Genomic DNA, 13,189 nt, shown 5'->3' with positions numbered 1-13,189 from the left:
AGGAAGCCCCGGAAGCGCTGGCGTAGCATGACGAGCAATCGTCCGGTACCCCCTGCGGACTGGAACGGAAGGCCGTTTCCGCGTGAACTCATCCCAGCAGTCCGACCCCTCCGACCGCCCCGCCCGCCTCACCGTCGGTGTCGTCGGAGCGGGCCGCGTCGGCGCCGCCCTGGCAGCCGCCCTGCGCAGGGCCGGGCACCGCCCGGTCGCCGCCTCCGGCGTCTCCGACGCCTCCGTACGCCGTGCCGCGACCCTGCTGCCGGATGTCCCGCTGGTCACCCCCGCCGAGGTGCTGGCCCGCGCCGACCTCGTCCTGCTGACCGTCCCGGACGACGCCCTCCCAGGGCTCGTCGAGGGCCTCGCCGAGACCGGTGCGATCCGGCCGGGACAGCTCATCGTGCACACCTCAGGACGGTACGGGACGGGCGTCCTCGCCCCCGCCCTGCGCGCCGGGGCGCTCCCGCTGGCCCTGCACCCCGTGATGACCTTCACCGGCACCGCCGTGGACGTCGAGCGCCTGGCCGGCTGCTCCTTCGGGATCACCGCCCCCGAGGAGCTGCGGCTGGCCGCCGAGGCCCTGGTCATCGAGATGGGCGGCGAGCCCGAGTGGATCGAGGAGGAGGCCCGCCCGCTGTACCATGCGGCCCTGGCCCTCGGCGCGAACCACCTGGTCACCCTGGTCGCCCAGTCGATGGAGCTGCTCCGCACCGCGGGCGTCGAGGCCCCCGACCGGATGCTCGGCCCGCTCCTGGGCGCCGCCCTCGACAATGCCCTGCGCTCCGGCGACGGCGCCCTCACGGGACCTGTCGCACGCGGCGACGCGGGCACCGTCGCCGCCCATGTCTCGGAGCTGCGCAAGCACGCCCCGCAGACCGTCGCCGGATACCTCGCCATGGCCCGTACGACCGCCGACCGCGCCCTCGCGCACGGCCTGCTCAAGCCCGAACTCGCCGAAGACCTGCTGGACGTACTGGCAGAGGGGGACCTGCGATGAGCGTGCTGCTGCTGCGTACGGCTGCGGAACTCGACGCGTTCCCGCGCACAGGTCCGTGCGCCGTCGTCATGACGATGGGCGCGCTGCACGAGGGGCACGCCACCTTGATCCGTACCGCACGGGAACGCGCGGGCGCGGACGGCACGGTGCTCGTCACCGTCTTCGTCAACCCCCTCCAGTTCGGGGCGAACGAAGACCTCGACCGTTACCCCCGCACCCTCAAAGAGGACCTCCGCACCGCCGAGGAGGCGGGAGCGGACGCGGTGTTCGCCCCCGCCGTCGAGGAGGTGTACCCCGGCGGCTCGCCCCGGGTCCGCCTCTCCGCGGGGCCCATGGGCGAAAGCTTCGAAGGGGCCACCCGGCCCGGCCACTTCGACGGCATGCTCACCGTCGTCGCCAAGCTCCTCCACCTCGCCGGCCCCGACCTGGCCCTCTTCGGTCAGAAGGACGCCCAGCAGCTCGCCCTGATCCGGCGCATGGTGCTGGACCTCAACTTCCCCGTGGAGATCGTCGGCGTCCCGACCGTCCGCGAGGACGACGGCCTGGCCCTCTCCAGCCGCAACCGGTTCCTCTCCGCGGAAGAGCGCAGCGCCGCCCTCGCGCTCTCCGCCGCCCTGTTCGCGGGCGCGGCCGAGACGTCCCCCGCAGCGGTCAGGGAAGCCGCGCACCGCGTCCTCAAAGAGGCGCCCGGACTCGACCTCGACTACCTGGCGCTCGTGGACCCCGCCGACTTCACCGAGGTCGGGGACGGCCACCGGGGCGAGGCGGTCCTCGCGGTCGCCGCCAAGGCCGGCGCGACCCGCCTCATCGACAACCTCCCGCTGACCTTCGGCGACGTGCAGCAGCCTCCGCACATCGAAGAGGCACCGCAGCACCCGCACACCGAAGAGGCACCGCAGCCTCCGCACATCGAAGAGGCACCGCAGCACCCGCACACCGAAGACGTAGCGCAGCACCCGCACACCCCAGGAGCAGCCCAGTGACCGGCATACGCCTGACCGCCCCCGCCCCCGGCTGGTCGATCGACGCCGACGTCGTCGTGGTCGGCTCCGGCGTCGCCGGCCTCACCACGGCCCTGCGCTGCACCGCCGCCGGGCTGCGCACCGTCGTCGTCACCAAGGCGCGCCTGGACGACGGTTCGACCCGCTGGGCGCAGGGCGGCATCGCCGCCGCACTCGGCGAGGGCGACACCCCCGAGCAGCACCTCGAAGACACCCTCGTCGCGGGCGCGGGTCTGTGCGACGAGGACGCCGTACGCACCCTGGTCACCGAAGGCCCGGACGCCGTACGGCGGTTGATCGCCACCGGCGCCCACTTCGACACCGACCCCGACAGCGGCGCCATCGAGCTCACCCGCGAGGGCGGCCACCACCGCCGCCGCATCGCGCACGCGGGCGGCGACGCGACCGGCGCCGAGATCTCCCGCGCCCTCGTCGAAGCCGTCCGCGAGAGGGCCGTCCGTACGGTCGAGAACGCACTCGTCCTCGACCTCCTCATAGATGCGGAGGGACGCACCGCGGGCGTCACCCTGCACGTCATGGGCGAGGGCCAGCACGACGGCGTCGGCGCGGTCAACGCCCCCGCCGTCGTCCTCGCGACCGGCGGCATGGGCCAGGTCTTCGCCGCCACCACCAACCCCGCCGTCTCCACCGGCGACGGCGTCGCCCTCGCACTGCGCGCGGGCGCGGAGGTCTCGGACCTCGAATTCGTCCAGTTCCACCCGACAGTGCTGTTCCTGGGCGAGGGCTCGGAGGGCCAGCAGCCGCTGGTCTCCGAAGCGGTACGGGGCGAGGGCGCGCACCTCGTCGACGGTGACGGCGTCCGCTTCATGCTCGGGCAGCACGAGCTCGCCGAGCTGGCCCCCCGCGACATCGTCGCCAAGGCGATCATGCGCCGCATGCAGGAGCAGGGCGCCGCCCACATGTACCTGGACGCCCGGCACTTCGGCGCGCAGATGTGGGAGAACCGCTTCCCGACGATCCTGGCCTCCTGTCGCAGCCACGGCATCGACCCGGTGACCGAGCCCATCCCGGTCGCGCCCGCCGCGCACTACGCCTCCGGCGGCATCCGCACCGACCTGCACGGCCGCACCACCGTGCCCGGCCTGTACGCGTGCGGCGAGGCCGCCTGCACGGGCGTGCACGGCGCGAACCGGCTCGCCTCCAACTCCCTCCTGGAGGGCCTGGTCTTCGCCGAGCGGATCGCCGAGGAGATCGTCTCGGCGGACCGGCCCGCCCCGGCCGCGCCCACCGAGCCCACGACCGTCCTCCCGCTCATCGCCCCGGACGCCCGCCACGGCATCCAGCAGACGATGTCGCAGGGCGCCGGAGTCCTCCGCTCGGCCCGGAGCCTCCAGGACGCCGCGGACGAGCTGGAGGCCGTACAGCTCGACGCACGCGAGGCCTGGGCCGGTCCGGCCAAGTCGGCCGAGCCGGGCGTCGACTCCTGGGAGACCACGAACCTCCTCTGCGTCTCTCGCGTGCTGGTCGCCGCCGCCCAGGAGCGCGAGGAGACCCGCGGCTGCCACTGGCGCGAGGACCACCCCGACCGCGACGACGCGCAGTGGCAGCGCCACCTCGTCGTCCGGCTGACCCCGGACCACCGCCTCGTGGTGCGCCGCACCGCGACGGCCGCCTTCCCGCCCGTACCACCCCACCCTTCGAAGGAGCAGCACCAGTGAGCACCCCCGAGAACCCCCAGCTCCTCCCGCAGGCCGGCGGATGCGGCGACGCCTGCGGCTGTTCCGGCGGAGCAGCACCTCAAGAGGGTGCGGCGGACGGCACGTACGACCTCACCGACTGCGGTCTGGACCCCGACCTCGCCCAGCTCCTCCTCGACTGCGGCCTGGACCCCATTGAGGTCGAGGACATCGCCAACGTCGCCCTCGCCGAGGACCTCGCGCACGGCGTCGACGTGACGACCGTCGCGACCGTCCCCGAAGAGGCCGTCGCCACCGGTGACTTCACCGCCCGCGAGGCCGGTACGGTCGCGGGCCTGCGCATCGCCGAGACGGTCCTGTCCATCGTCTGCACCGAGGAGTTCGAGGTCGAGCGGCACGTCGAGGACGGCGACCGCGTGGAGGCGGGCCAGAAGCTCCTGACCGTCACCACCCGCACCCGCGACCTCCTCACCGGCGAGCGCAGCGCACTGAACCTCCTGTGCCGCCTCTCCGGCATCGCCACCACCACGCGCGCGTGGGCGGACGCCCTGGCCGGTACGAAGGCCCAGGTCCGCGACACCCGCAAGACGACCCCCGGCCTGCGCTCTCTTGAGAAGTTCGCGGTCCGCTGCGGCGGCGGCGTCAACCACCGCATGTCGCTCTCCGACGCGGCGCTCGTCAAGGACAACCACGTGGTCGCCGCCGGGGGAGTGGCCCAGGCCTTCAAGCTCGTACGGGACGCCTTCCCCGAGGTCCCCATCGAGGTCGAGGTCGACACGCTCGCCCAGATCACCGAGGTCCTGGACGCGGGCGCCGACCTGATCCTCCTCGACAACTTCACCCCGGAGCAGACCGCCGAGGCGGTGGCCCTGGTCGCCGGCCGCGCCGCCCTCGAATCGTCCGGCCGCCTCACCTTCGACACGGCCCGCGCGTACGCCGACACGGGCGTCGACTACCTCGCCGTCGGCGCGCTCACCCACTCCGCCCCGATCCTCGACATCGGCCTCGACCTGCGCGAAGCCGACGCCGAGGTCGAGGTCGACGGCGACGGCGACGGCGCCCCGGACGAGGCGAAGTAAGCCATGCTCCTCACCATCGACGTCGGCAACACCCACACGGTCCTCGGACTCTTCGACGGCGAGGAGATCGTCGAGCACTGGCGGATCTCCACCGACGCCCGCCGCACCGCCGACGAACTCGCCGTCCTCCTCCAGGGGTTGATGGGCATGCACCCCATGCTCGGCAACGAACTGGGCGACGGCATCGAGGGCATCGCCATCTGCGCCACCGTCCCCTCCGTCCTGCACGAGCTGCGCGAGGTCACCCGCCGCTACTACGGCGACGTCCCCGCCGTCCTGGTCGAGCCCGGCGTCAAGACCGGCGTCCCGATCCTCATGGACAACCCCAAGGAGGTCGGCGCGGACCGCATCGTCAACGCGGTCGCCGCCGTCGAGCTGTACGGCGGCCCCGCGGTGGTCGTCGACTTCGGCACGGCCACCACCTTCGACGCGGTCTCCGCGAAGGGCGAGTACGTGGGCGGCGTCATCGCCCCCGGCATCGAGATCTCCGTCGACGCCCTCGGCGTCAAGGGCGCCCAGCTCCGCAAGATCGAACTGGCCCGCCCGCGCAGCGTCATCGGCAAGAACACCGTCGAGGCCATGCAGTCCGGCATCGTGTACGGCTTCGCGGGCCAGGTCGACGGAGTCGTCGCCCGCATGGCCCGCGAGCTCTCCCCGGAGGACCCGGAGGAAGTCACCGTCATCGCGACGGGCGGCCTCGCCCCGATCATCCTCGGCGAGGCCTCGGTCATCGACGAGCACGAACCGTGGCTGACCCTGATCGGCCTGCGCCTGGTGTACGAGCGCAACATCGCCCGGATGTGACCGGGTCCGGGACGTGGGGCGGTACGGGGACGGACATACGGAGTCGCGGAGTGGCCGAAGGACCGGGAACGGGGACGGGAACGAGAGGGCCGCGCGTGCGGTGGAACCGCACCGTGCCGCTGCTCTCGGGCGCCTTCCTGGCCCTCTGCACCGTCCTCGCCCTCGTCCTCGTTCCGGGCGCCGGGGGACAGCCGGACGGGTTCGTCCTCGACCGGCCCCCGCAGGCCCTGTTCGTCACGTCCGGGGCGCCGGAGGAATATCACGACCTGCCGCCCTACGAGGTGACTGTCAGGACCAGCGGCGACGTCTCCGACGAGGACGTGCGGGCCGTCTTCGACATGACGCCGCTCAAGGGCGACCGGATCGGCGCGCTGCCCCCGAACTGCTCCCACCAGAACTGGGTGATCACCTGCACCCTGCCCCCCGGCACCGGCAACGCACGCGAAGTGCGCAGCCTGGTGCCCTTCCACGTCGCGTCCAGCGGCGAGGCGTCCAAGGGCGTCGACCCGGGTGAACGGGTGCAGATCAAGGCCGAGTTCAGCGCCCCGGGCGCGGAAACGCTGCGCTCCTCGACCACGGTCGTCTTCGCCAGCTTCGTGGGCGAGGTCTCCCTCCGCGAGCCCGCCGGGGAGATCGCCCCCGGCACCGAGGCCCCGCTGGGCCTGAGCTTCGGCAACGAGCACACCGGCGGCAGCTTCGACTATCCGCAGGGCGTCACCCTGCACCTCAAGGCGGAACCGGTGGACCCCGGCGAACCCCGGCCCGCCCTGACCTTCCCGGCCCGCCACAGCAACTGCCGCTACAACACGACCGAAGCGCCGACCGAGATCCTCTGCGACTTCCCCGGCCCGATGCCCCCGGACACGGGGTACGAACTGGTCTCACCGGTCGCGGTGGCGGTGGCACCAGGCAGCAGGGGCGGGCGGATCGTCGCCGACATCATCCCCACCGGTCACGAATTCGCCCCCTCGCCACTCCCGGCCGACGCCCCGCGCGGCACCGGCGACCCGCTGAAGGTGAAGCCGGCCGAGGCACCGGCAGCGTCCCGGGGACGCTGGGCCAAATCGGTGCTGATGACCACCCCGCTGGCCCAGGAGGGTTTCGACCTGGCACCCAGCCCGCTCACCATCACGGGAGAGGTGGGCGAAATGGTGGAGCTGGTGATACCGCTGTCGTACGGGAGCGGCGACACACCGGCCCTGCCCTCGGAGAGGCCCGGCCAGGTGATTGCCGACTGGCCCCAGAATCTGACGATCCCCGAGGGCTTCAGCTACGTGCCCTACCGCCCCGAGGACGGGCAGACCGACTCGTCGTACTGCCCCCGACCGGTCGGCCGGGTCAGCAGCTGCCCCGGCAGTGCCGAGGTCTACGGAACGATCGTCCGCCTGCGCATCGACAAGAAGGTCGAGGGCGCCACTTCCCGGCTCGAACTGACCGACGTGCCCGAGGGCGACCGGGTCGCGGCGAACAACAGCAGACCGGTCGAGGTCGTCGTGCACGGCCAGGTGACCCCCCAGCCCCCGCCGGGCCTCCTCGCCCGCCCGGTCTCCTGGGCGATCGGCGGCGCCGCCCTGCTGGGCGTGGCCGGCCTCCTGTGGCGGCGCTCCCGCCGCCGTACGGATCCCGCGGTCTGACACCCACGCCCCCACCCCACCGCGGCCGGTGACGGGCAACGCGCCACCGAGCACCCGATAAGCGAATTTTGTCCGCTAAGCACTTAAAGTCACCACATGCCCACGCCATACGGTTCCCGCGGCGGCATGGCGTTCAGCGCAGACGAACTGCGTGTGCTCCGACGCGCCCTCGCCCTCGCCCTGCACCCCGCCCCCCTCCCCGCCGACGAGGTGCGGGACTGCCTCCTGCTGGCCGAGTCGGTGGACGAAGCGATCTGCGAGGCGGGACGGCTGCGCGCCTTCCTCCTCGCCGACCTCGCCCGCTACCGGGCCGCACTCCCCGGCTCCGCCACCGGCTACCTGGAGCTGCTCCAGGACGCCCTCGCGGCGGGCTACCGCCCCCAGCCCGACGACCTCTCCTCCCTGCGCTCCCTGCGCCATCTCCCGCTCGCCGCGGCCCTCCTGGCCCGCTGCCAGGGCATCGCGGAACGCTCGGTCCGGGCCAGACTCGCCCGTACGACCTCCACGTCGTCCGGTGTCGCACTGCCCGCCGCACCGGCCCCGCGCACCCGGCTGACCGCCCTCCCGGGCGGCCGTGCCGACATCAAGCCGGCCCGTCCGGCCACCCCCGGGAAGCCGGCCCCCGCCGACACCCCGGTCAGGGACCGCCCGGTGCCCACCCCTTCCGAGGCCTTCCCGCCACGCAAGCGGCCCGCGCCCCCGGGGGAGCGACGCGAGGCGAGCTAGCTACTCTTGGAGGCATGGACTATGTCTCCGCGCTCGTGCCCCCGGTGGTGATGGCCGCCTTCTTCATCGGTCTCGTCGTGACGATCGTCAAGTCGCAGGGCGGTTCCAACAAGAACAAGGAAGACGCCGCCGCGGAAGCCGCGGAGGCTGCCGAGGCCGGCGCAGCGGTGCAGCGCTGAAGCAGTGACGAGGAGGGGCGTGCGGCCCCGGAGCGAACCGGGCCGCACGCCCCTCTTTCTCGCGCCCCCGCTCAAATAGCAAGGAAATTCTGGATATCTCCCACTATGGTGGCGCTGTGCCACGCCGATTGGGAGAGCTGGAAGACGCCGTCATGACGCGCGTGTGGCAGTGGAACCGTCCCGTCACCGTCCGGGAAGTCCTCGAAGATCTTCAGAAGGACCGGTCCATCGCCTACACCACCGTCATGACCGTAATGGACAATCTCCATCAGAAGGGCTGGGTACGCAGGGAAGTGGACGGCCGGGCCTATCGATATACCTCGGTCTCCACGCGGGCCGCCTACTCGGCCGCACTGATGAACGAAGCCTGGTCGACCAGTGACAACCCCGCCGCTGCCCTTGTCGCGTTCTTCGGCATGATGTCCGCCGAGCAGCGCGAAGCGCTTCAGGACGCGATGCGCGTCGTACAACTCCCCGGTGAGAGCGAGAGCGGACCCGGGCGATAGCGTCCGGGCATGGCCCCAGATCGTATTGCGTCGGCAAAAGCCATCACCGTCCGGCGGGCACGTACCAGTGATGTGCCATCCGTCCGCGCCCTTGTGGACGCCTACGCCCGGCAGAGCATCCTCCTCGACAAAGCGAACGTGACGCTTTACGAGGACATCCAGGAGTTCTGGGTCGCGGAACGCGACGAGGACGCCAGGGTGATCGGCTGCGGCGCGCTGCACGTCATGTGGGAAGACCTCGCCGAAGTACGCACTCTCGCCGTCGATCCCGGCTTCAAGGGCTCCGGAGTGGGACACCAAGTACTGGACAAACTCCTGCAGACCGCCCGCTGGATCGGAGTACGCCGGGTATTCTGCCTGACCTTCGAAGTCGAGTTCTTCGTGAAGCACGGCTTCGTGGAGATCGGGGAGGCCCCGGTCGACGGAGATGTCTACAGCGAGCTGCTGCGCTCCAATGACGAAGGCGTGGCGGAGTTCCTCGGTCTCGAACGAGTGAAGCCCAACACCTTGGGCAACAGCCGGATGCTTCTGCACCTCTGAACAGGTCTCTCAAGCTCCCTGTGAAGCCCGTAACCCTATGTCCGAAACGCGCACGTTTCCCGTGTTCTCGGGGTACTGAACATCGGACAGGGGTTTGTGTTTTCCCAAGAAAAGCGGTTTCCTTTCCGCGTACTGCATTTTCGATGAAAGGAAATCCGGTGGCACAGAAGGTTCAGGTCCTTCTTGTTGACGACCTCGACGGCGTCGAGGCGAACGAGACGGTGACGTTCGCTCTGGACGGCAAGACCTATGAGATCGACCTCACCACCGCGAACGCGGAGAAGCTCCGCGGGCTGCTCGACCCGTACACGAAGAACGGCCGTCGTACGGGTGGCCGCGCTGCGGGTCGTGGGAAGGCGCGCACCGTTTCCGGTGGCAGCCAGAACACGGCCGAGATCCGCAAGTGGGCCAAGGAGAACGACTACGACGTGAACGACCGCGGCCGCGTCCCCGGCCACGTGCGTGAGGCCTACGAGAAGGCCAACGGCTGAGTCTGCCGTTCTTTTGGCAGTCCTGTATTCACGTGGGACAAACGGGCCCGGTGGCATTCAGTCGCCGCTGCGGCCACAAGGCGTACGAGATCGGGGGCGGCTCCGCGGTCCCCGATGCCGGCGAATACCGGAAGCGAATGTTCCCACTCGCCTCCCGGTACCGGGGGCCGCAGCCACAGTGCGGCCCCGCCCGCTGCGGACGGCGCCGTTCCGGGCGGGGCGGGAGCGGCGATCAGGCCGCCCGTTCCGATCGCCCGCAGATCCAGGGCGACGGAGCCCCACTCCAGCCACTCCAGGAGTGACGGCACCTCGTCGGCGCTCCCCGCGGCGACGAACAGCCGCATCCGCTGCCCCAGCAGCGCGACGGGCCCGGTGGGCCCGACCCGGCGCAGTACGGCGTGGCCGGCGGCGGCCGGCAGCTCCAGTACGTCGAACCGCAGGCCGGTGCGCAGCAGAACCGGTTCCCCGGGAGCGGTGACCGTCGCCCAGCCGAGCTCGTCCTCGTACCAGGGGGCCCACGGCGCGGCGGTGCGGGCGGACAGCGCCGGCCGGGGGTGGGGAACGGTGGGAACCATGCCCGGAGCAACTCCCGAAACGACAGGTGGTTACGCTGTGTCGGTGGACGGATGCGCTCCGTGGGGGAAATGGGGGCGTACGAGCGCATCCGGCGGCGCAAGGATGTTCGCCCGTAGCTGAGGGAACCGGCGTGCGCCGCATGGAGTGTCAGTGCTTGCGGGTAAGACAGTCCTAGTGGGGAGGGGCGACACGCACGCAAAGCGGTCCCACGTTCGCCATCGGCGTAGTGGCGAAAGGGGTAACTGCTTGGCCTGCGGGAACATCGTCTCGCACCATCGAGTTGACGTAGTTGTCGGCTGTTCAGGCCGGGAGGCAAGAACGGGTGTCGGCAGTTGGAATGAGCTGTCCCGCCCCGCGGGACTAGCATGCGGAAGGACAGGGAGGGGACCGACCCCTTAACTGCCCGACCGCTCTGAGGAGCGAATAACGATGTTCGAGAGGTTCACCGACCGCGCGCGGCGGGTTGTCGTCCTGGCTCAGGAAGAAGCCCGGATGCTCAACCACAACTACATCGGCACCGAGCACATCCTCCTGGGTTTGATCCACGAGGGTGAGGGTGTCGCCGCTAAGGCCCTGGAGAGCCTCGGCATTTCGCTTGAGGCGGTTCGCCAGCAGGTCGAGGAGATCATCGGTCAGGGGCAGCAGGCTCCGTCCGGTCACATTCCCTTCACCCCGCGTGCGAAGAAGGTCCTGGAGCTTTCGCTCCGCGAGGCCCTCCAGCTCGGCCACAACTACATCGGCACCGAGCACATCCTGCTCGGCCTCATTCGCGAGGGCGAGGGCGTCGCCGCCCAGGTCCTGGTGAAGCTGGGCGCCGATCTGAACCGGGTGCGGCAGCAGGTCATCCAGCTGCTCTCCGGCTACCAGGGCAAGGAGACCGCCGCCGCCGGCGGACCTGCCGAGGGCACGCCCTCGACGTCCCTGGTGCTCGACCAGTTCGGCCGGAACCTCACCCAGGCCGCTCGTGAGTCCAAGCTCGACCCGGTCATCGGGCGCGAGAAGGAGATCGAGCGGGTCATGCAGGTGCTGTCCCGCCGTACGAAGAACAACCCGGTCCTCATCGGCGAGCCCGGCGTCGGCAAGACCGCCGTCGTCGAGGGACTGGCGCAGGCCATCGTCAAGGGCGAGGTGCCCGAGACCCTCAAGGACAAGCACCTCTACACCCTCGACCTGGGCGCGCTCGTCGCCGGTTCCCGCTACCGCGGTGACTTCGAGGAGCGGCTGAAGAAGGTCCTCAAGGAGATCCGCACCCGCGGCGACATCATCCTGTTCATCGACGAGCTGCACACGCTCGTCGGCGCGGGTGCCGCAGAGGGCGCGATCGACGCGGCTTCGATCCTGAAGCCGATGCTGGCCCGCGGTGAGCTCCAGACCATCGGTGCCACCACGCTCGACGAGTACCGCAAGCACCTGGAGAAGGACGCCGCTCTCGAGCGCCGCTTCCAGCCGATCCAGGTGGCGGAGCCCTCGCTCCCGCACACCATCGAGATCCTCAAGGGCCTGCGCGACCGCTACGAGGCCCACCACCGCGTCTCCATCACGGACGAGGCCCTCGTCCAGGCGGCGACGCTGGCGGACCGGTACATCTCGGACCGCTTCCTCCCGGACAAGGCGATCGACCTGATCGACGAGGCCGGATCGCGAATGCGCATCCGCCGGATGACCGCGCCGCCGGACCTCCGCGAGTTCGACGAGAAGATCGCCAATGTCCGCAGGGACAAGGAGTCGGCGATCGACTCGCAGGACTTCGAGAAGGCCGCCTCCCTGCGTGACAAGGAGAAGCAGCTCCTCGCCGCGAAGGCCAAGCGGGAGAAGGAGTGGAAGGCCGGCGACATGGACGTCGTCGCCGAGGTCGACGGCGAGCTCATCGCCGAGGTCCTGGCGACCGCGACCGGCATCCCGGTCTTCAAGCTGACCGAGGAGGAGTCCTCGCGACTGCTCCGCATGGAGGACGAGCTGCACAAGCGCGTCATCGGTCAGAAGGACGCCATCAAGGCCCTCTCGCAGGCGATCCGCCGTACGCGGGCCGGTCTGAAGGACCCGAAGCGTCCCGGTGGCTCGTTCATCTTCGCCGGTCCTTCCGGTGTCGGTAAGACCGAGCTGTCCAAGACGCTCGCCGAGTTCCTCTTCGGCGACGAGGACGCACTGATCTCCCTCGACATGTCGGAGTTCAGCGAGAAGCACACGGTCTCGCGTCTCTTCGGTTCGCCCCCCGGTTACGTGGGCTACGAAGAGGGCGGCCAGCTGACGGAGAAGGTGCGCCGCAAGCCGTTCTCGGTCGTCCTCTTCGACGAGGTCGAGAAGGCCCACCCGGACATCTTCAACTCCCTGCTGCAGATCCTGGAGGACGGTCGTCTGACCGACTCCCAGGGCCGCGTCGTGGACTTCAAGAACACGGTCATCATCATGACGACCAACCTGGGTACGAGGGACATCTCGAAGGGCTTCAACCTGGGCTTCGCCGCCCAGGGCGACGTCAAGACGAACTACGAGCGGATGAAGACGAAGGTCAACGAAGAGCTCAAGCAGCACTTCAGGCCCGAGTTCCTCAACCGTGTCGACGACACGGTCGTCTTCCACCAGCTGACCGAGGAAGACATCATCCAGATCGTCGACCTCATGATCGCCAAGGTGGACGAGCGTCTCAAGGACCGCGACATGGGCATCGAGCTGAGCTCGGAAGCCAAGTCGCTGCTCGCCAAGAAGGGCTACGACCCCGTGATGGGCGCCCGGCCGCTGCGCCGGACGATCCAGCGCTCGATCGAGGACATCCTCTCCGAGAAGATCCTCTTCGGTGAGCTGCGCCCCGGTCACATCGTGGTCGTCGGCACCGAGGGCGAGGGTGACGCGAAGGAGTTCACCTTCCGCGGCGAGGAGAAGGCAGCCCTGCCGGACGCCCCGCCGATCGAGTCCGCTGCCGGTGGCAACGGGCCGAACATGACGAAGGACGCGTAACGCGCGACGCTCGGCGCTTGCGCTGAGGTGAGCGTGTGAAGGGGCT

13 protein-coding genes are annotated in these 13,189 nt (G+C 70.4%); 12 read left to right on the top strand and 1 reads right to left on the bottom strand.

Annotated features, from left to right (window positions below):
• The first annotated feature begins 82 nt into the window (after positions 1–82).
• The 11 genes from AB0D18_RS20610 (at position 83) to AB0D18_RS20560 (ending at position 9,612) form a co-directional block, all read left to right on the top strand.
• The gene (locus AB0D18_RS20610; RefSeq protein WP_362420272.1) at positions 83–994 is read left to right on the top strand and encodes a DUF2520 domain-containing protein; all 912 of its coding nucleotides are present in this window, start codon (positions 83–85) and stop codon (positions 992–994) included.
• Positions 991–1,977 carry a pantoate--beta-alanine ligase gene (panC, locus tag AB0D18_RS20605; protein ID WP_362420269.1) on the top strand — a complete coding sequence of 329 codons (987 nt, stop codon included), beginning with the start codon at positions 991–993 and terminating at the stop codon, positions 1,975–1,977. The genes AB0D18_RS20610 and panC overlap by 4 nt, the downstream gene beginning before the upstream one ends.
• The gene (locus AB0D18_RS20600) at positions 1,974–3,674 is read left to right on the top strand and encodes an L-aspartate oxidase (RefSeq protein WP_362420266.1); all 1,701 of its coding nucleotides are present in this window, start codon (positions 1,974–1,976) and stop codon (positions 3,672–3,674) included. The genes panC and AB0D18_RS20600 overlap by 4 nt, the downstream gene beginning before the upstream one ends.
• Positions 3,671–4,732 carry a carboxylating nicotinate-nucleotide diphosphorylase gene (nadC, locus tag AB0D18_RS20595; RefSeq protein ID WP_362420263.1) on the top strand — a complete coding sequence of 354 codons (1,062 nt, stop codon included), beginning with the start codon at positions 3,671–3,673 and terminating at the stop codon, positions 4,730–4,732. The genes AB0D18_RS20600 and nadC overlap by 4 nt, the downstream gene beginning before the upstream one ends.
• A gap of 3 nt (positions 4,733–4,735) precedes the next feature.
• Positions 4,736–5,536: a type III pantothenate kinase gene (locus tag AB0D18_RS20590; protein ID WP_362420260.1), complete on the top strand. Its 801-nt coding sequence runs from the start codon at positions 4,736–4,738 to the stop codon at positions 5,534–5,536.
• A gap of 95 nt (positions 5,537–5,631) precedes the next feature.
• Positions 5,632–7,170 carry a hypothetical protein gene (locus AB0D18_RS20585; RefSeq protein ID WP_362420257.1) on the top strand — a complete coding sequence of 513 codons (1,539 nt, stop codon included), beginning with the start codon at positions 5,632–5,634 and terminating at the stop codon, positions 7,168–7,170.
• A gap of 126 nt (positions 7,171–7,296) precedes the next feature.
• Positions 7,297–7,896: a hypothetical protein gene (locus tag AB0D18_RS20580; protein WP_362420698.1), complete on the top strand. Its 600-nt coding sequence runs from the start codon at positions 7,297–7,299 to the stop codon at positions 7,894–7,896.
• Between the two features lie 14 nt (positions 7,897–7,910).
• Positions 7,911–8,075 (top strand): hypothetical protein, encoded by a 165-nt coding sequence (locus AB0D18_RS20575; RefSeq protein WP_362420255.1) that lies wholly within the window; start codon positions 7,911–7,913, stop codon positions 8,073–8,075.
• 116 nt (positions 8,076–8,191) lie between these two features.
• Entirely contained in the window at positions 8,192–8,581 is a 390-nt protein-coding gene (locus AB0D18_RS20570) for a BlaI/MecI/CopY family transcriptional regulator (protein ID WP_362420252.1), read from the top strand.
• 9 nt (positions 8,582–8,590) lie between these two features.
• Complete coding sequence (locus tag AB0D18_RS20565) at positions 8,591–9,121, top strand: amino-acid N-acetyltransferase (protein ID WP_362420249.1); 531 nt, start codon at positions 8,591–8,593, stop codon at positions 9,119–9,121.
• Positions 9,122–9,279: 158 nt separating this feature from the next.
• Complete coding sequence (locus AB0D18_RS20560; protein WP_362420246.1) at positions 9,280–9,612, top strand: Lsr2 family protein; 333 nt, start codon at positions 9,280–9,282, stop codon at positions 9,610–9,612.
• Here AB0D18_RS20560 and AB0D18_RS20555 read toward each other — a convergent pair.
• Positions 9,591–10,187: an SCO3374 family protein gene (locus tag AB0D18_RS20555; protein ID WP_362420243.1), complete on the bottom strand. Its 597-nt coding sequence runs from the start codon at positions 10,185–10,187 to the stop codon at positions 9,591–9,593. The genes AB0D18_RS20560 and AB0D18_RS20555 overlap by 22 nt on opposite strands.
• A gap of 430 nt (positions 10,188–10,617) precedes the next feature.
• Between AB0D18_RS20555 and AB0D18_RS20550 the strand changes: the two genes are divergently transcribed.
• Positions 10,618–13,143, top strand: a complete 2,526-nt coding sequence (locus tag AB0D18_RS20550) for an ATP-dependent Clp protease ATP-binding subunit (RefSeq protein ID WP_362420240.1) — start codon at positions 10,618–10,620, stop codon at positions 13,141–13,143.
• The last annotated feature ends 46 nt before the right edge of the window (positions 13,144–13,189 follow it).

It is taken from the genome of Streptomyces sp. NPDC048442 (assembly GCF_040651475.1).
In the GTDB taxonomy this organism is placed as follows: Bacteria; Actinomycetota; Actinomycetes; order Streptomycetales; family Streptomycetaceae; genus Streptomyces.
Note: the sequence above shows the minus strand (reverse complement) of the source record. Positions and strands in the feature narration are given on the sequence as shown.

What these genes read in the sequence shown, in the direction of transcription:
- panC (WP_362420269.1), top strand. Translation starts at nt 991, where the DNA reads ATGAGCGTGCTGCTGCTGCGTACGGCTGCGGAACTCGACGCGTTCCCG.
- AB0D18_RS20590 (WP_362420260.1), top strand. Translation starts at nt 4,736, where the DNA reads ATGCTCCTCACCATCGACGTCGGCAACACCCACACGGTCCTCGGACTC.
- AB0D18_RS20580 (WP_362420698.1), top strand. Translation starts at nt 7,297, where the DNA reads ATGGCGTTCAGCGCAGACGAACTGCGTGTGCTCCGACGCGCCCTCGCC.
- AB0D18_RS20575 (WP_362420255.1), top strand. Translation starts at nt 7,911, where the DNA reads ATGGACTATGTCTCCGCGCTCGTGCCCCCGGTGGTGATGGCCGCCTTC.
- AB0D18_RS20565 (WP_362420249.1), top strand. Translation starts at nt 8,591, where the DNA reads ATGGCCCCAGATCGTATTGCGTCGGCAAAAGCCATCACCGTCCGGCGG.
- AB0D18_RS20555 (WP_362420243.1), bottom strand. Translation starts at nt 10,187, where the DNA reads ATGGTTCCCACCGTTCCCCACCCCCGGCCGGCGCTGTCCGCCCGCACC.
- AB0D18_RS20550 (WP_362420240.1), top strand. Translation starts at nt 10,618, where the DNA reads ATGTTCGAGAGGTTCACCGACCGCGCGCGGCGGGTTGTCGTCCTGGCT.